The following is a 16,680-nucleotide window of genomic DNA, read 5'->3' on the forward strand; positions in this document are numbered from 1 at the left end:
TTTAGCTGGGCGACGGCGGCGCGGCGGCGGTCTTCGCACCGCCGCGCCGTTCCCGCAGGTACCCGGCGCGTGCCCTACATCCGGGCGATGTTGCGCTCGTACACCAGTCGCAGCCCGATGAGCGTGAGCCAGGGCTCGTGCTCGTCGATGACGGAGGACTCCCCCAACACCATCGGAGCAAGGCCGCCCGTCGCGATGACGGTGACGTCGTCCGGGTCGGCCGCCAGCTCCTTCTTCATGCGCTCGACGACTCCGTCGACCTGGCCCGCGAAGCCGTACACGATCCCCGCCTGCATGGCCTCGACCGTGTTCTTGCCGATCACGCTGCGCGGCCGGGCCAGCTCGATCTTGCGGAGCTGGGCGCCCTTCACGCCGAGCGCCTCGACCGAGATCTCGATGCCGGGCGCGATGACCCCGCCCGCGTACTCGCCACGGGCGGAGACCGCGTCGAAGGTGGTCGCCGTGCCGAAGTCGACGACGATCGCCGGGCCGCCGTAGAGATCGACGGCCGCGACCGCATTGATGATGCGGTCCGCGCCGACCTCCTTCGGGTTGTCCATCAGGATCGGGACGCCCGTCTTGATGCCCGGCTCGACGAGCACGGCGGGCACGTCGCCGTAGTAGCGGCGGGTGACCTCGCGCAGCTCGTGCAGGACGGCCGGGACCGTGGAGCAGATCGCGATGCCCTCGATGCCGTCGCCCAGCTCCTCGCCGAGCAGCGGGTGCATGCCCATCAGGCCGTTGAGCAGCACCGCGAGCTCGTCCGCGGTGCGGCGGGCGTCGGTGGAGATCCGCCAGTGCTCGACGATCTCCTCCCCGTCGAACAGGCCCAGGACGGTGTGGGTGTTGCCGACGTCGATGGTGAGCAGCATCAGACGCCGGCCCCGTCGGTGTCGCGGAAGTCCAGGCCGATGTCGAGGATCGGCGAGGAGTGGGTGAGCGCGCCGACGGCCAGGTAGTCGACGCCTGCGGCGGCGTAGGCACCGGCGGTGTCGAGGGTGAGCCGGCCGGAGGACTCCAGGACCGCGCGGCCGCCGACGAGCGCGACGGCCTCCTCGGTCCGGGACGGGGTGAAGTTGTCCAGCAGGATCAGGTCGGCGCCCGCCTCCAGGACCTCGCGGACCTGGTCCAGGGTGTCGACCTCGACCTCGATCGGTACGTCCGGGAACTCGTCCCGCACCCGCTTGAACGCCTCGGCGACGCCGCCCGCCGCGATGACGTGGTTGTCCTTGACCAGCGCGGCGTCGGAGAGCGACATCCGGTGGTTGACGCCGCCGCCGCAGCGCACCGCGTACTTCTCCAGGGCCCGCAGGCCCGGGGTGGTCTTGCGGGTGTCGCGGACCTTCGTCTTCGTGCCTTCGAGCACATCGGCCCAGGCGCGGGTGGCGGTCGCGATGCCGGAGAGCCTGCAGAGCAGGTTGAGCGCGCTGCGCTCGCCGGTGAGCAGGTCACGGGTGCGGGTGGTGACGGTCAGCAGCTTCTGGCCGGGAGCGACGCGGTCGCCGTCCTCGACATGGCGCTCGACCTCGAACTCGGCCGTGCAGACGATGGAGAGGACGGCCTCGGCGACGCGCAGACCCGCGACGACACCGGCCTCGCGGGCGGTGAAGTCACCGGTGGCCATGGCCTCCTCGGAGACCGTGGCGACGGTCGTGACGTCCACACCGCCGTCGAGGTCCTCCTCGATGGCGACGTGCGCGACGTCCTCGACCTGGACCGGGTCGAGGCCCGCGTCGGCGAGCAGCTGGGCGAGGTCGGGGTCGAGACCGCACTCCAGGGGGTCCAGCTCATAGCCTTCCTCCCCGCCGCCGCAGCCGCAGGCGTCCCCGCAGCCGCCCGCGGCCGGTGCGGGCGCGCCGATCTGGATCAGCGGTACGTCCACGGGTGTGGGGCGCGGATTCTCTTCGGGCGTGCTCACGGTTACGGCTCCTCGGGAGTGGGGTGGTTCGTGGGTGCTGCTGCGCAGTCTGGTGCCCCCGTCGCGCGTACGGGCGGGAATGCCTCGGACTCCGTACGGGCCAGGACCAGCTGCCGGTCGGGGGTGAGCCGGACGACGAGGTGGCGGCGCCAGGTCTCGTCGTCGCGCTCGGGCCGGTCCTCGCGCCAGTGGCAGCCTCGGGTCTCCTCGCGCTCCCGGGCTGCAGCGACCAGGACGCGCGAGACGAGGAGGAGGTTGGTGGCCTCCCATGCCTCGACGCCGGGCACCGCGACCTTGGGCTCGGCCGCCTCGGCGTCGACGGCGGCGCTGCGGTGCAGGGCCTCCAGCTCGTCGGCGGCGGTGGCGAGGCTTGCGGCGGAACGAAGGACTCCGGCGCCCTGGGTCATGATCCGCTGGATCTGCGGCCGCACCTCGGGGGCAAGGAGCGGGGAGGGGGCGGGGGATCCGGCGGCCGGGATTTCGGAGGCCGGGGCCTGCACGGTGCGCGGCCCGTTCGCGACGATGTCCGCAGCGATGCGTTCGGCGAAGACCAGCCCCTCCAGGAGCGAGTTGGACGCCAGCCGGTTCGCGCCGTGCACACCCGTGCAGGCGACTTCTCCGCACGCGTACAGACCCGGGACCGTCGTCCGGCCGCGCAGGTCGGTGCGGATGCCGCCGGAGGCGTAGTGCGCGGCGGGGGCCACCGGGACGGGTTCGGTGATCGGGTCGATGCCGTTGGCGCGGCAGGCCGCCAGGATCGTGGGGAACCGCTGCTCCCACATCTCGGCGCCGAAGTGGCGGGCGTCGAGGTACATGTGCTCCGCGCCGTGCAGCTGCATCTGGCGGGTGATGGCCTTGGCGACGATGTCGCGGGGCGCCAGCTCCGCCAGTTCGTGCTGTCCGACCATGAACCGCGTACCGGACGCGTCGACGAGATGGGCGCCCTCGCCCCGTACCGCTTCCGATACGAGGGGCTGCTGGCCCTCGGCGTCCGAGCCGAGGAAGAGGACCGTCGGGTGGAACTGGACGAACTCGAGGTCGGAGACCTCCGCACCGGCCCGCAGGGCGAGCGCGACACCGTCGCCGGTGGAGACCGGCGGGTTGGTGGTGGCGGAGAAGACCTGGCCCATGCCGCCGGTGGCAAGGACCACCGCGGGGGCGTGGACCGCGCCGACGCCGTCGTGCTGGCCCTCGCCCATGACGTGCAGGGTGACGCCCGCGGTATGCCCCTCGGCGTCCGTCAGCAGGTCCAGCACCAGGGCGTTCTCCACGGTGTGGAGGGCGGCGGAGCGGACCGCCTCGACCAGGGTGCGGGAGATCTCTGCGCCCGTCGCGTCCCCGCCCGCGTGGGCGATACGGCGGCGGTGGTGGCCGCCCTCGCGGGTGAGCGCGATGTCGCCGGTGTCGGTGGTGTCGAAGTGCGCGCCGGTCTCGATCAGGCGGCGTACGGCGTCGGGGCCCTCGGTGACCAGGGTCCGCACCGCGGACTCGTCGCACAGGCCCGCGCCCGCGACCAGGGTGTCGGCCAGGTGCTGTTCGGGGGTGTCGCCCTCGCCGAGCGCCGCAGCGATGCCGCCCTGCGCCCAGCGGGTGGAGCCGTCGTCGAGGCGGGCCTTGGTGACGACGACGGTGGCGAGGCCCGCGGCCGCGCAGCGCAGCGCGGTGGTGAGGCCGGCGACGCCGGAGCCGACCACCACGACATCCGCGTCGATGGCCCAGCCGGGGGCGGGGGCGGTCAGCCGTATTCCGGTCACGTGTCGGCTCCGAAGGTCAGCGGGATGTTGTCGATGAGTCGGGTGGCACCCACCCGCGCGGCAACGGCGAGGATCGCGTCACCGGTGGTCCGGTCATCGGGGATCTCGGTGAAGTCGGCCGGGTCCACGAGCGCCAGATAGTCCAGTGCGAGCGGGGGCTGCGCGGCGGCCGCGTCGTCGAGGATCGTCCGCGCGGCGGCGCGTACCGCCGCGGGTCCGTCGTCCGGCCGGGCCCAGGCCACCGCCTGGGTGTCGGCGGCCGCGCGGACCTCACCGAGGCGGGTGAGCGCGGCGGCCCGGCCCGTCGTCGCCGTCGTGGTCTGCGCGCGGGCGTGCAGCGCCTGCTGGGCGGCGAGCCGGTCCCGGGCGGCGAACAGGGCCCGGGAGAGAGCGAGGGCGGTGCGGCGCTCCTCGGCGTCGAGGAAACGGTTGCGGCTGGAGAGCGCGAGTCCGTCGGGCTCGCGGACCGTCTCCACGCCGACGATCTCCACCGGGAAGTTCAGATCGCGCACCATGCGGCGGATCAGCGCCAGCTGCTGGGCGTCCTTCTGTCCGAAGAACGCGGCATCGGGGCGGGTGAGGTGCAGCATCTTGGCGACGACGGTCAGCATCCCGTCGAAGTGTCCCGGGCGGGACGCACCTTCCAGCCGCTCGCCCATCGGGCCGGCGTCAATCCTGACCTGCGGTTCGCCTCCGGGGTAGACCTCGTCGACGGACGGGGCGAAGACGGCGTCGGCGCCGGCCGCGCCCGCGACGGCGAGATCGGCGTCGAGGGTACGGGGGTAGCGGTCGAGGTCCGCCGCCTCACCGAACTGCAGCGGGTTGACGAAGACGGTGACGACGACCTGGCCGTCCGGGCCCGCGGCGGCGCGTGCGGCACGGATCAGGGTGGCATGGCCCTCGTGCAGGGCTCCCATCGTCATGACGACGGCCCGCGGCCCCTTGCGTGCGCCGAACGTGTCGAGTTCGGCCGCGGTACGCAGCAGCGTGGTTGCTCCGGTGGTATTCATCGGGTCCCTCCCGGTCCGGTGCCGCCCGCACCGGTCGCACCGTCGGAAAGGACGCCGAGCAGGTCCTCCGCCAGTTCCGGCTTGAGCAGGCCGTGCGCGAGCGCCCGGTCGGCGGTCGCGCGGGCCATGGCGAGGTAACCGGCCACGGTCTGCGGGGCGTGCCTGCGCAGCTCGCCGATGTGCGCGGCGACCGTGCCCGCGTCGCCGCGGGCCACCGGGCCGGTCAGCGCGTTGTCACCGGAGCGCAGCGCGTTGTCGAGTGCGGCGCCGAGGAGAGGGCCGAGCATCCGGTCGGGGGCCGCGACCCCCGCCGTGCGCAGCAGCTCCATCGACTGGGCGACCAGGGTGACCAGGTGGTTCGCACCGAGGGCGAGCGCCGCGTGGTAGAGCGGACGGGACTCCTCCGCGATCCATTCGGGCTCGCCGCCCATCTCGATGACGAGCGCCTCGGCGGCAAGCCGCAGCTCCTCGGGGGCGGTGACTCCGAAGGAGCAGCCGGCCAGCCGCTGTACGTCGACAGCGGTGCCGGTGAACGTCATCGCCGGGTGCAGGGCGAGCGGCAGGGCGCCGGCCCGCAGCGCGGGGTCCAGGACCCTGGTCCCGTAGCGCCCCGACGTGTGGACGATCAGCTGTCCCGGGCGGACCGCGCCCGTCTCGGCGAGGCCCTCGACCAGGCCGGGCAGGGCGTCGTCCGGGACGGTCAGCAGCACCAGCTCGGCGCGGGCGAGCACCTCTGCGGGCTGCACGAGGGGGACGTCGGGCAGAAGCGTGGCGGCGCGGCGCACGGACGCGTCGGAAACACCCGAGACGGCGACCGGGCGGTGTCCGGCGAGCTGCAGGGATGCGGCGAGAGCGGGGCCGACTCGGCCCGCGCCCACGACGCCGACGGTGAGGCGGGCGGGGCGGTCCCTCGCGTCGAGGGGCTCCCTGGGTGTTGTTGCGTTCACGCGGGCGATGGCCTTCCGTTCCAGTCCGCGGGGGGTACCGGACGATTTCTCTGCATGCTACGCCAGCGTTTCGTCCGGGCCCCCCGGCCGTCCACAGGCTGTGGACGAACGCGTGGATCGCCGACGGGGGAGGGGCCGCGCAGCGGTGTGGGCGGGGGCGGCGTTCTGCGTGATGATCGTCCCATGGCAGACACGGATGAGCAGGTGCAGGTGCAGGTGCGGGACGAGGTACGGGGTGACTCCCCGGACAACGAACAGGCGGAGCGCCTTCGCCGGCTCGGCGCCTGGCGGCGGGCCGAGCGGGTCCTTGCGCGGCCGCAGGTCGACCGCACCCTCGGGGAGCAACTGGCCGACCTCGCCGCGCACGCCGCGTCCGTCGCCGACCCGGACCAGCCCGCGGACATCTACGGGGACGGCGTCGTCGCCCAGCTGGAGACGCGGATCGCCGGGCTGCTGGGCATGGAGGCGGCGGCGTTCTTCCCGACCGGGACGATGGCGCAGCAGGTCGCCCTGCGCTGCTGGGCGGGGCGCACCGGCAATCCGACCGTGGCGCTGCACCCGCTCGCCCACCCCGAGGTGCACGAGCGCGGCGCGCTGGGGGTGGTGAGCGGGCTGCGTACCGTCCACCCGACGTCCGCGCCGCGGCTGCCCACCGCGGAGGAGATCCGCGACTTCGCCGAACCGTTCGGCACGCTGATGCTGGAGCTTCCGCTGCGCGACGCCGGTTTCGTCCTGCCGGAGTGGGAGGAGCTGGAGGCCGTGGTGGCGGCCGCGCGCGAACGTGATGCAGTGGTGCACATGGACGGCGCGAGGCTGTGGGAGTGCGCCCCCCGGTTCGGACGCGGGCTGCCGGAGATCGCGGCGCTGGCGGACAGCGTGTACGTGTCGTTCTACAAGACCCTCGGCGGGCTGTCGGGGGCGGCGCTCGCCGGTCCCGAGTCCCTGATCGAGGAGGCGCGCACCTGGCGCCACCGGTACGGCGGGCAGCTCTTCCAGCAGTTCCCGGCGGCGCTGGCCGCGCTGATCGGTCTGGAACGGGAGCTGCCGAAACTGGCTTCGTACGTGGCGCAGGCGAAGGTGGTGGCCGGTGCGCTGGCAGAGAGGTTCGCGGAGTCCGCAGTGCCGTGGTTCCGGGTGCATCCGGAGCCGCCTCACACACATCAGTTCCAGGTGTGGCTGCCGTACCCGGCGGATGTCCTGACGGAGGCGGGAGTGCGGCAGGCGGAGGAGACGGGTGTGGCGCTCTTCCGCAGGTGGCACCCGGCCGCCGCGGGGCCGCCCGGGATGTCGTACACGGAGGTCACGGTGGCGGAGGCGGGACTGGAGTGGACGAAACGCGATGTGCGCGAAGCGGTGGGGGAATTCGTGCGGCGGCTGGCTTAGAGGAGGGCGGGTGCCGGGGCGTCCGGGGCCGTTCCGTCCTCGATCGCCGGACGGGCAAGCCGGTGGCGCCGGGGCCACCGCCCCGGTCGGCGGGCGCCCCGGTCGTCCGAGCAAGTGTTCCGTCCTCACCCGCCGGACGGGCCGGAAGTGCCGGGCCGGGCGGGGCCGCCGGACCGGCCGACGGTCCCCGGCGGGCGGTGGGTGAGGCGTTCTCGTAGGGCCGTTCTCCAGCGGCGGTCCGCCGGGCGGCCTTCGATCACCGCTGCGAAGCGGCGGGCGTCACGGGCCTCCCGCACGACCCCCCAGTCGTGCCGGCCGGGCAGCGGCGGCGGCGCTTCCCCGTGCTGAGCCGCGCGGTAGCTGTCGATCATGTGTTGCTGCATCGCGTCCATGACCTCAGCGTGGGCCGCTCCGGCGGGTCCGGCCCGTCGATTGACGACCACCGTCAAATGGCGCGTGACGCTCTCGCCGCGCCCCGCACTATGGAGGGGTGAGCGTGAACATCGACATCGCGGGACTGCCGTCCGAACGCATCGTCTTCGAGACCTCGCCCCTCGCCGAGCTGGGGCTCGCGCTGCATGCGCTCTCCGAGCCGGGGCACCACCCCGGCCTGCACGGCTGGGCGACGGCGACCGGCAGTGCGCTGGAGCCGGACCTGGCCGACCGGCTGCACGAGGCCGAGTTCCTGTGGCGGAACACGTTCTCGGACGTCTTCATGCCGTTCGCCGGGGTCCGCGGCGGTGACGGCAGGACCGGGGCGACGCTCGCCGAGGACCTCGACATCCTCGACCGGCTGGACGACGAGCGGTTCGTCGCCGCCGCCCTGGAGTTCACCTGCGCCAGCCTGTACGGGATCGGCGCCCCTTCCCCGCTCGGCGACCCGGGCATGCGCGCCCGCGCCCTGGACATGGCGGCGGCGCGCGGTCCGCGGCAGGTGGAGTTCACCCAGCAGCTGCTGGCCGACCCCGCCCCTGTACGCCGCTGGGTCCGGCGCCTCCTCGAGGACTGCGACGAGGCGTTCTTCGCGGACACCTGGCGCCGGGTCCAGGTCCAGCTGGTCGCCGACGCCCGGCACAAGACGGATCTGCTGCGCCGCAAGGGCGCCGACGAGGCGTTGGGCGCGGTGTCCGCAGCGCTCTCGCTCGACGAGAGCCGCGGCCGGATCAGCGTCGACAAGATGACCGAGGGCTCGACCACCGCGACCGACCCGTCGATCGGCCCCGGGCTGACGCTCATCCCGTCCAGCTTCGGCTGGCCGCATCTGATGGTGCTGCACGCACCCGGCTGGCGCCCGGTGATCCACTACCCGGTGCACCGCCCGGAGCTGCCGTCCCCCGCCTCGGTCGAGATCCTCCAGCTGCGGATGGAGGCGCTGGCCCACCCCATGCGGATGCGCCTGTGCCGCAACCTCGCCCGTTCCCCGTACACCACCGGTGAACTCGCCGACTCGCACAGCATCACGGCGCCCGAGGTCTCCCGGCATCTCTCGGTACTCAAGAAGGCCGGCCTGGTGACCACGCGACGCCGCGGCCGCTACGTACTGCACCAGCTGGACCTGACCGTGGTGGCCAGGCTCGGCAGCGACTTCCTGGAGGGTGTGCTGCGGTGAGCGGCGCCGGGCGGCCGTGGGCTCGGTCCAGTTGCGCCTGAGCCCGGACGGGGCGCGCGAAGAGACCGCGATGAGTTGCGGGGTCAGCCCGCCCCGCCCCCGCCGGCCCGCACAAGCCCCGTCTCGTACGCGAGGACGACGACCTGCACCCGGTCGCGCAGGTTCAGCTTGGTGAGGATGCGGCCGACGTGCGTCTTCACCGTCGCCTCGGACAGCACCAGGCGTGCCGCGATCTCGCCGTTCGACATGCCCTGCGCCACCAGCAGCATCACCTCGCGTTCGCGTTCGGTGAGCTTGCCGATGTCCTTGTGCTGCGGTTCGTCACCGCTGCTCGGCAGCAAGGGCGAGAAGCGGTCGAGCAGTCGTCGCGTGGTGGACGGGGCGACGACCGCGTCCCCGCTGTGCACCGAACGGATCGCGGCGAGCAGCTCGCCCGGCGGCACGTCCTTGAGCATGAAGCCGCTGGCCCCCGCCTTCAGTCCGGAGAAGGCGTACTCGTCGAGGTCGAACGTGGTCAGGATGAGCACCTTGGGCGCATCGGGCCCGGCACAGATGCGCCGGGTCGCCTCGACGCCGTCCAGCCTCGGCATGCGGACATCCATCAGCACCACATCCACGGCGGTGGAACGAAGGTTCTCGATCGCCTCCGCGCCGTCGCCGGCCTCGGCGACGACCTCCATGTCCGGCTGGGCTGCGAGCACCATCCGGAAACCGGTGCGCAGCAGCACCTGGTCGTCGACGAGCATCACGCGGATCGCCATGAGGGTTCTTGTCTCCTGTTCCTGTCCGGCAAGGGTCAGTCGGCTAGTGGGCGGGCTTGAGCGGCAGCAGCGCGCTGATCCGGAAACCGCCGCCGGGGCGCGGCCCGGCGTCGAGCGTGCCGCCGACCATGCCGACCCGCTCCCGCATGCCGATCATCCCGTGGCCCGCGCCGTCGGCGCCGCCGTCCTCGTACAGTTCGTGCGCGGCGCCCCGGCCGTCGTCCTCGACCAGCAGCCCGAGCCCGTCGTCGAAGTAGACCAGCCGCACACTCGCACCGGCGTCCGGGCCACCGTGCTTGCGGGTGTTGGTCAGGGCCTCCTGCACGATGCGGTACGCGGTCAGCTCGACCCCACTGGGGAGCGGGCGCGGGGTTCCCTCGATCTTGAAGTCCACTGCCAGGCCGGTCTGCCTGACCTGCTCGATCAGGTCCTCGATCTGCTCGACGTCGGGCTGCGGGACGTACTCCCCGCTCTCCCGGGCGTCGCCGGTCCGCAGCACGCCGAGCAGCCGGCGCATCTCGGCGAGTGCCTGCCTGCCGGTGCTGGAGATCGTCTCCAGGGCCTGCCGGGCCTGGTCGGGCGCCGCGTCCATCACATAGGCCGCACCGTCGGCCTGCACCACCATGACGGAGACGTTGTGTGCGACGACATCGTGCAGTTCGCGGGCGATACGGGCCCGCTCGGCGGCCACCGCGACCTTCGACTGCGCCTCGCGCTCCCGCTCGAGACGGGCGGCGCGCTCCTCCAACTGATCGAAGTACGCCCGTCGGGTCCGCATCGAGTCGCCGAGCACCCAGGCGAGCACGAACGGCACCGTCATGACGATGACGACGAAGACCTCCTGCGCCCAGTTGCCGTGCGGCTCGTTCGGCCAGCGCAGCTGCGAGAGACCGGCCGCGCAGAGACTGCAGCCCAGCGCGAGCCGGGACGCCCAGCGCTCACCGACCGTGGCCACGGTGAAGGTGATCACCAGCATGGCGAAGTTCGCGACGCTCGGTCCGACACCGGACACCAGCTGTGCGACGCCCATCGCGACGGCGAGCAGCAGCATCTTCTCCGGTGCCCGGCGGCGCAGCGCGACGACCAGGCAGAGACCGATGATGATCGGCACGGCGGGGAGCCGCTCCGATCCACGGCTCGGGTCGGCCACCACGGACACGCCGGAGAGACCGAGGAGGACGACAGCCCAGAAGGTGTCGACGCCCGTCGGGTGTCTGCGGATGAAGTCGTAGAGGCGCTGCACGTAACCCAGCGTAGGGAAGGCCGACAGGTGACCGGGTCAGCCGAAGGGCCGATCCGGTTCCAGGGACCGTACTCCCCAAGGTGGAGACTTGGCTCCGTGACGGATGAGTGGCGTGGGTGGCAGGAGGCGGCAGAGACCGCTTTGTACGGGGACGGGGGGTTCTACCGGAGCCCCGAGGGGCCTGCCGGGCATTTCCGTACCTCCGTGCATGCCTCGCCGCTGTTCGCCGCCGCCGTGGCCAGGCTGCTGGCCGGGACGGCGCGGGAGCTGGGAACGGACCGGATCGATCTGGTCGACCTGGGGGCCGGGCGGGGCGAGCTGCTGACGGGGGTGCTGGCGGCGCTGCCGGACAACGCCCCGGCGGGGCTCGCGGTACGGGCGTATGCGGTGGAGATCGCCGCCCGGCCGCCGGGTCTGGACCCCCGGATCGAGTGGTGCGCCGAGCCGCCGCAGGGGGTGCGGGGGCTGCTGTTCGCCAACGAGTGGCTGGACAACGTGCCGACGCCGGTCGCGGAGACCGACGCGGACGGCGTCGACCGGTATGTGCTTGTCCGGACGACGGACGGCACGGAACGGCTGGGCGAACCGGTGACCGGGGAGGACGCCGAGTGGCTGCGCCGCTGGTGGCCGTCGGCCGGTCCTGGCAGCCGCGCGGAGATCGGGCGGCCGCGCGACGAGGCGTGGGCGCGGGTGGTCGCCACCCTGTCCGAGGGGCTCGCCGTGGCGGTCGACTACGCCCACGTACGGGAGGCGCGGCCGCCGTTCGGCACGCTGACCGGTTTCCGGGCCGGGCGCGAGGTGCGGCCGGTGCCGGACGGCAGCTGCGACCTGACCTCGCATGTGGCGCTGGACGCGTGCGCGGCGGCGGGTGCGGGGGGCGGGACGGAGCCGGAGGTGGTGGATCAGCGGGAGGCGCTGCGCGGGCTCGGGGTCAGCGGGGGGCGGCCGTCGCTCGCACTCGCATCGACCGACCCGGCGGCATATGTGCGGGCCCTGGCGTCGGCGGGCGAGGCGGCCGAGCTGACCGCACGGGGCGGACTGGGCGATTTCGGATGGCTGATGCAACGGGTGGGGGCGAGCCCGTCGAGCCCCTCCGGCGTTTGACGAGCGGGCTCCGCGGCAGCGCCCCGGAGGCAACGCGGTCCGGGGTGCCGGGCGGACGGGCCGGAAAGCCCGGGGCCCGGAGCACGCTGTGCGGCGCGCAGGGAATACTGGCCGTATGACGGAGACGACGGTCGGCATCGGTGGCGCGGCGGAGAGCACCGACATGGTGCTCAACATCGGGCCGCAGCACCCCTCGACACATGGCGTGCTCCGTCTGCGGATCGTCCTCGACGGCGAGCGGATCCAGCACGCCGAGCCGGTCATCGGCTATATGCACCGCGGTGCGGAAAAGCTTTTCGAGGCGCGCGACTACCGGCAGATCGTGATGCTCGCCAACCGTCACGACTGGCTGTCGGCCTTCTCCAACGAGCTGGGTGTCGTGATGGCTGTCGAGCGGATGCTCGGCATGGAGGTCCCGGAGCGCGCGGTCTGGACACGGACACTCCTCGCCGAGCTGAACCGGGTGCTGAACCACCTGATGTTCCTCGGCTCGTACCCGCTCGAACTCGGCGGCATCACCCCGGTGTTCTACGCCTTCCGGGAACGCGAGGAGCTGCAGGCCGTGATGGAGGAGGTCTCCGGCGGCCGGATGCACTACATGTTCAACCGGGTCGGCGGTCTCAAGGAGGACCTCCCCGCCGGCTGGCTCGGCCGCGCCCGGGACGCCGTCGCCTCGGTCCGCTCACGGATGGACGTGTACGACCGGCTGGTGCTCGGCAACGAGATCTTCCGGGGCCGTACCCGCGGTGTCGGTGTGCTGTCCGCCGAGACCGTGCACGCGTACGGGGTGTCCGGGCCGATCGCCCGCGCCTCCGGGGTCGACTTCGATCTGCGGCGCGACGAGCCGTATCTGGCGTACGGGGAGCTGCAGGACACCCTCAAGGTCGTCACCCGTACCGAGGGCGACTGCCTGGCCCGGTTCGAGTGCCTGCTGGAACAGACCCACAACGCGCTGGACCTGGCGGACGCCTGCCTGGACCGGATGGCCGGGCTGGCGCCCGGTCCGATCAACCAGCGGCTGCCCAAGGTGCTGAAGGCCCCCGAGGGCCACACCTACGCCTGGACCGAGAACCCGCTCGGGATCAACGGCTACTACCTGGTGTCCAAGGGCGAGAAGACCCCGTACCGGCTGAAGCTCCGCTCCGCCTCGTACAACAACATCCAGGCGCTCACCGAGCTGCTGCCGGGCACGCTGGTCGCCGACATGGTCGCGATCCTGGGCTCGCTGTTCTTCGTCGTCGGCGACATCGACAAGTAGCTCCTGCCGCCGACGCCCCGCGGCAGGACAGGCCCTGAGGGCTGCCCCGCCATCCCTGGCGGGACAGCCCTCAGGAGATCGCGCTGCGCAGCTCCACGACGTCCAGTTGCTCCGTCTCGTCGTGCGCGGTCAGGTCGATGACCTTGCCGACGGCCCGGTTCTGCGCGGCCCCCGTGCGGTGCGCTGCCAGCGCCTCCTCGCCGACCACGTCCGCGAGGTCCTCGTTCTGCACGGACTCGATCGCGGCGTGCGCCTTCTGCGTACCGAAGAAGTCGAAGCTGCCCTGCGGCACCGAATGACGGCGGGACGCGGCGTACGGAACGACCGCGCTGGCGGCCGGGACTGCGCGCGGCGCGGGGAGCGCGGTGGACGGGCGGGCCGGGGGCAGGGCGGCCGACAGGCGGCGGTGCTGTTCGGCATCGGCCGCCGCGTGCTTCCCCTTGTGCTCCTCCGCCTCCTGGGCGCGCTCCGCGAGATCGCGCTTCCTGGCCTGCTCGGCGGTGCGGCGGGCCTCCTGGAGCGCGGCGTTGCGGGTGAGGTCCTGAAGGGCCTGGGCGGCGCGCGCATACGCGGCAGGTGTCGGCGTGGAGCGGGCGGCGGGCAGCTCCCGGGGCGAGGCGGCTTCGAGCGCGAGCTGCCTGCGTCCCTCCAGCGCGCTGGCCCGCTCGGTCTCGGCGTTGGCGTAACGGCGCAGCAGTGCGGCGTGCTCGCCGCGCAGACCGGCAAGCTCCACACGCTTGCGGCGCAGCTTCGTCTCCAGCCGGACGCGCAGGGCCCGCGACTCCTCCAGGTCGGCCTCGAGCTCCGCGATGCGCTCCTCGGTCTTCCATTCGTCGCTTGCGCGGGCACGCATCAGCTCCGCGACGCGACGGCCGGCCTCCCGGTCCCAGGAGCGCATCAGATACGCACCGGTGACGGCGGCGGCCGCAACGGCGGCGACCAGTCCGCGCAGGACCAGGGGCTCGGCGAGGAGCCAGGCGCCCCCAGCACAGACGACCGACGCTCCGGCGACGACCGAGGGCGGAAGGATTCTGTGCAGAGGTGGCGAATGGCGATGACGTCCACGTGGCATGGCCTGAAATTTACCGTGCGTACGGGTCGGTTGGGAGGCCGCCCGGCAATCTGTTCCCCGCCGGTTACCTGACGGGTTACCAGACGGCCCCCGAAGTGGCCCCTTCCTACTTCTTGATCAGACCTTTCGACTGCAGATAGTCCTTGGCCACATCGGCCGGCTTGGCACGCTCGGCGTCGACCTTGCGGTTCAGTTCCGCGAGGTCCTCGGTGGTGAGCGTCTTGGTGAGCTTGCCGAGCGCATCGGCGATGTCCTGCGCCCCGGCGTCCTTGGCATTGAGGACCGGAACGATGTTGTCCGCATTCTGGAGCTTCTTGTCGTCCTCCAGGAACACCAGGTCGAAGCTGTCCAGCACCGCGTCGGTGGTGGTGGTGAGGACCAGCTGGTCCTTGCCGTCCTTGACGGCCTGCTTGGACTGCGGGGTGCCGACTCCCTTCGGGTCGATACCGGTGACATCAATGCCGTACGTCTTCTTCAGACCCGGTGCGCAGAAGGGCCGCACCTCGCACTCGTCACCCGCCGCGATCTTCACCTTCAGCTTGGACGCACCCAGATCCGAAAGGGTCTTGAGCTTGTTCTTGTCGGCGAATTCCTTGGTCACCGCGAACGCGTTCTGGTCGACCGCTTCGCCGTACGGGAGCACCTTCAGTCCGCGCGGGGTGGCGAGCTTCTCCAACGCGGCGGTGGTGGCCGCCGCGTCACCGGAGGCGACCGGGTTCTTCTCGGCCGTCTTCGCGCCGTTGGCCTTGGCGTTGAGGAATTCGGCGATCGTCGCGGCGTATTCCGGGACGACGTCGATCTCGCCCTTCTCCAGGGACGGCTCGTACAGTTCCCGGTTCTTCACCGTGGTGACCGAGGTGCTGTATCCGGCGTCGCCGAGGATCTGTGCGTACAGCTCGGCGAGCACCTTGGACTCGGTGAAGGCCGCGGCGCCGACGACGAGCGAGCCCTTCTTCCCCGGGTCACCGGACGCGGCGGAGCCGCCCTTGTCCTTCTCCAGGCTGTCGCCGCCGCAGGCGGCGAGCGAGCCGGCCAGTGCGACCATGCCGATGACCGCGCCCGCTATGCGCGAGGTCTTGCTCATGATGTTCTCCGTCCACAGCAACAGGGCTGATTACGAGTCGTGTCGGGCAAATCGGATGGGTCAGGCGGTCCGGCGGCGGCGGAGCGGCGACAGAGCCCGGTCCAGCCCCACCAGCACGGCCTCCACCGCCAGCGCGAGCACGGCGACGAGCAGCGCGCCGGCGACCACCTGCGGTGTGTTGTACGTGTTGAAGCCGGCGGTGATGATGCGGCCGAGCCCGCCCTGACCGACCATGGCGGCGATCGTCGCCGTGGCGATCACCTGGACCGCCGCCGAGCGCAGACCGGTCATGATCATCGGGTAGGCGAGCGGGAGCTCGACCCGCACGAAGAGCTGGCCGCCCGACATCCCCATGCCGCGTGCCGCCTCGGCCACCGACCGGTCCACCTCCGTCATCCCGACATAGGCGTTGGTCAGCAGCGGCGGCACGGCGAACAGGACCAGCGCGATGATCGTCGGCACATAACCGGCGTTGCGCAGCGGCGACACCATGAACAGGGCCAGCACCGCGAAGACCGGGATCGCCCGCCCCACATTGGAGACGTTCACGGCCACCGCGCCGCCCTTCCCGATGTGCCCCAGGTACAGCGCGACCGGCAGCGCGATCGCGCAGGCCAGCACGAGCGACACCCCGCTGACGTACAGATGCTCGCCGAGCCGGTGCCCGGCCCCGCTCTCCCCCGACCAGTTGGCGCCGGTGGTCAGCCAGGTCCAGGCCTCGCCGAGTACTCCCATGGGTCAGACCGCCTTCACCTTGGCGACCGCACCCACGGCGTCGCGCGTCGTGCGTATGCGGGTCCAGGGGGTCAGCAGCCGTTGCACCCCGAGCAGCAGCAGGTCCGCGACCACCGCGAGCAGCACGCAGAGCACCGAAGCGGTGAGCACCTGCGCCTTGAAGAAGCTCGGCAGGGCGTCCTCGATGAGGTTGCCGAGGCCGCCCCTGCCGACGATCGAGCCGACCGTGGTGAGCGCGACGGTGGAGACGGTGGCGATCCGGACCCCGGCCATCACCGCGGGCAGGGCGAGCGGGAGTTCGACCTCCCACAGGAGTCGGCCCGGCCCGTATCCCATGCCCTTCGCGGCGTCCCTCGCCTCCTGGGGCACGGCTTCGAGCCCGGCCAGGATGTTCCGTACGAGAATGGTCAGCGAATACAGCACCAGACCGGTGACGACCAGCGCGGCCGAGAGCCCGAACAGCGGCAGCAGCAGCGAGAACATCGCCAGCGACGGCACGGTGTAGAGCACCGTCGTCAGTCCGAGCACCGGTCCCGCGATGCGCCGGCTGCGGCGCGCGAGCAGCGCCAGCGGAAATGCCACCAGGAGCCCGATCGCCACCGAGACAGCGGTGATCCAGATGTGCTGAACGGTCGCATCGGTCAACTCCTGGCTACGGGAACGGAGATACTCACCGCAGATCCAGTCGTTCGTCACCAGGCAGTTCTGTCCGGCCATCCGTCCCCCACCTCCCGTTCGCCGGTCCGTGCCGATGTCTGGCGACCCTATCCCCGACCACTGACAATCGCCGAGGCCGTTGTAT

At 72.2% G+C, this 16,680-nt stretch carries 16 protein-coding genes; 4 read left to right on the forward strand and 12 right to left on the reverse strand.

Annotation, left to right across the window (positions count from 1 at the left end; all coding sequences use genetic code 11):
- Nucleotides 1–74 precede the first annotated feature (74 nt).
- Genes ACFU6I_RS13390 through ACFU6I_RS13410 form a run of 5 tightly spaced genes read right to left on the reverse strand, consistent with a single transcriptional unit; the run spans nt 75 to nt 5,629 of the window.
- A complete protein-coding gene (locus ACFU6I_RS13390; protein WP_266984380.1) occupies nt 75–872 on the reverse strand; it encodes a type III pantothenate kinase in 798 nt (265 codons plus the stop codon).
- Complete coding sequence (gene nadC / locus ACFU6I_RS13395) at nt 872–1,918, reverse strand: carboxylating nicotinate-nucleotide diphosphorylase (protein WP_384364893.1); 1,047 nt, start codon at nt 1,916–1,918, stop codon at nt 872–874. The genes ACFU6I_RS13390 and nadC overlap by 1 nt, the downstream gene beginning before the upstream one ends.
- Nucleotides 1,919–1,920: 2 nt before the next feature.
- Nucleotides 1,921–3,672, reverse strand: coding sequence for an L-aspartate oxidase (locus tag ACFU6I_RS13400; RefSeq protein ID WP_384364896.1), 1,752 nt, complete (start codon nt 3,670–3,672; stop codon nt 1,921–1,923).
- Nucleotides 3,669–4,682, reverse strand: a complete 1,014-nt coding sequence (panC, locus tag ACFU6I_RS13405) for a pantoate--beta-alanine ligase (RefSeq protein ID WP_384364899.1) — start codon at nt 4,680–4,682, stop codon at nt 3,669–3,671. The genes ACFU6I_RS13400 and panC overlap by 4 nt, the downstream gene beginning before the upstream one ends.
- Nucleotides 4,679–5,629, reverse strand: a complete 951-nt coding sequence (locus ACFU6I_RS13410; RefSeq protein ID WP_384364902.1) for a Rossmann-like and DUF2520 domain-containing protein — start codon at nt 5,627–5,629, stop codon at nt 4,679–4,681. Before ACFU6I_RS13410 ends, panC begins: the two co-directional genes overlap by 4 nt.
- 183 nt (nt 5,630–5,812) lie before the next feature.
- On the opposite strand from ACFU6I_RS13410, the gene ACFU6I_RS13415 reads away from it, so the two are divergent.
- Nucleotides 5,813–7,012, forward strand: a complete 1,200-nt coding sequence (locus ACFU6I_RS13415; protein ID WP_384364905.1) for a threonine aldolase family protein — start codon at nt 5,813–5,815, stop codon at nt 7,010–7,012.
- Between the two features lie 125 nt (nt 7,013–7,137).
- Here ACFU6I_RS13415 and ACFU6I_RS13420 read toward each other — a convergent pair whose 3' ends face one another.
- On the reverse strand, nt 7,138–7,404 hold the full coding sequence (locus ACFU6I_RS13420) for a hypothetical protein (protein ID WP_384364908.1): 267 nt from the start codon (nt 7,402–7,404) through the stop codon (nt 7,138–7,140).
- Between the two features lie 104 nt (nt 7,405–7,508).
- Here ACFU6I_RS13420 and ACFU6I_RS13425 point away from each other — a divergent pair, with 104 nt between their 5' ends.
- Nucleotides 7,509–8,621, forward strand: a complete 1,113-nt coding sequence (locus tag ACFU6I_RS13425; protein ID WP_384364911.1) for a DUF5937 family protein — start codon at nt 7,509–7,511, stop codon at nt 8,619–8,621.
- Nucleotides 8,622–8,704: 83 nt separating this feature from the next.
- On the opposite strand, the gene ACFU6I_RS13430 is transcribed toward ACFU6I_RS13425, so the two are convergent.
- Nucleotides 8,705–9,382, reverse strand: a complete 678-nt coding sequence (locus tag ACFU6I_RS13430; RefSeq protein ID WP_384364913.1) for a response regulator — start codon at nt 9,380–9,382, stop codon at nt 8,705–8,707.
- A gap of 43 nt (nt 9,383–9,425) precedes the next feature.
- Nucleotides 9,426–10,625 (reverse strand): sensor histidine kinase, encoded by a 1,200-nt coding sequence (locus ACFU6I_RS13435; protein ID WP_384364916.1) that lies wholly within the window; start codon nt 10,623–10,625, stop codon nt 9,426–9,428.
- 96 nt (nt 10,626–10,721) lie between these two features.
- On the opposite strand from ACFU6I_RS13435, the gene ACFU6I_RS13440 reads away from it, so the two are divergent.
- Nucleotides 10,722–11,729, forward strand: coding sequence for an SAM-dependent methyltransferase (locus ACFU6I_RS13440; RefSeq protein ID WP_384364919.1), 1,008 nt, complete (start codon nt 10,722–10,724; stop codon nt 11,727–11,729).
- Nucleotides 11,730–11,844: 115 nt separating this feature from the next.
- Complete coding sequence (locus tag ACFU6I_RS13445) at nt 11,845–12,987, forward strand: NADH-quinone oxidoreductase subunit D (RefSeq protein WP_327245706.1); 1,143 nt, start codon at nt 11,845–11,847, stop codon at nt 12,985–12,987.
- Nucleotides 12,988–13,057: 70 nt separating this feature from the next.
- Here the strand turns inward: ACFU6I_RS13445 and ACFU6I_RS13450 are convergent, their stop codons facing one another.
- From ACFU6I_RS13450 to ACFU6I_RS13465, 4 genes are all read right to left on the reverse strand, one after another.
- A complete protein-coding gene (locus tag ACFU6I_RS13450) occupies nt 13,058–14,059 on the reverse strand; it encodes a hypothetical protein (protein WP_384364922.1) in 1,002 nt (333 codons plus the stop codon).
- Between the two features lie 106 nt (nt 14,060–14,165).
- On the reverse strand, nt 14,166–15,143 hold the full coding sequence (locus ACFU6I_RS13455; RefSeq protein ID WP_384364925.1) for an ABC transporter substrate-binding protein: 978 nt from the start codon (nt 15,141–15,143) through the stop codon (nt 14,166–14,168).
- A gap of 60 nt (nt 15,144–15,203) precedes the next feature.
- Nucleotides 15,204–15,878, reverse strand: a complete 675-nt coding sequence (locus ACFU6I_RS13460) for an ABC transporter permease (RefSeq protein ID WP_384364928.1) — start codon at nt 15,876–15,878, stop codon at nt 15,204–15,206.
- A 3-nt stretch (nt 15,879–15,881) separates the two neighbouring features.
- Complete coding sequence (locus ACFU6I_RS13465; RefSeq protein ID WP_384364931.1) at nt 15,882–16,595, reverse strand: ABC transporter permease; 714 nt, start codon at nt 16,593–16,595, stop codon at nt 15,882–15,884.
- Nucleotides 16,596–16,680: the final 85 nt, after the last annotated feature.

The organism is Streptomyces sp. NPDC057486 (assembly GCF_042802415.1).
In the GTDB taxonomy this organism is placed as follows: domain Bacteria; phylum Actinomycetota; class Actinomycetes; order Streptomycetales; family Streptomycetaceae; genus Streptomyces; species Streptomyces yanii.

Bases quoted from the DNA above. Each gene is read 5' to 3' on its own strand.
- ACFU6I_RS13390 (WP_266984380.1), bottom strand. From the start codon at position 872: ATGCTGCTCACCATCGACGTCGGCAACACCCACACCGTCCTGGGCCTG.
- panC (WP_384364899.1), bottom strand. From the start codon at position 4,682: ATGAATACCACCGGAGCAACCACGCTGCTGCGTACCGCGGCCGAACTC.
- ACFU6I_RS13415 (WP_384364905.1), top strand. From the start codon at position 5,813: ATGGCAGACACGGATGAGCAGGTGCAGGTGCAGGTGCGGGACGAGGTA.
- ACFU6I_RS13420 (WP_384364908.1), bottom strand. From the start codon at position 7,404: ATGGACGCGATGCAGCAACACATGATCGACAGCTACCGCGCGGCTCAG.
- ACFU6I_RS13430 (WP_384364913.1), bottom strand. From the start codon at position 9,382: ATGGCGATCCGCGTGATGCTCGTCGACGACCAGGTGCTGCTGCGCACC.
- ACFU6I_RS13445 (WP_327245706.1), top strand. From the start codon at position 11,845: ATGACGGAGACGACGGTCGGCATCGGTGGCGCGGCGGAGAGCACCGAC.
- ACFU6I_RS13450 (WP_384364922.1), bottom strand. From the start codon at position 14,059: ATGCCACGTGGACGTCATCGCCATTCGCCACCTCTGCACAGAATCCTT.
- ACFU6I_RS13455 (WP_384364925.1), bottom strand. From the start codon at position 15,143: ATGAGCAAGACCTCGCGCATAGCGGGCGCGGTCATCGGCATGGTCGCA.
- ACFU6I_RS13460 (WP_384364928.1), bottom strand. From the start codon at position 15,878: ATGGGAGTACTCGGCGAGGCCTGGACCTGGCTGACCACCGGCGCCAAC.
- ACFU6I_RS13465 (WP_384364931.1), bottom strand. From the start codon at position 16,595: ATGGCCGGACAGAACTGCCTGGTGACGAACGACTGGATCTGCGGTGAG.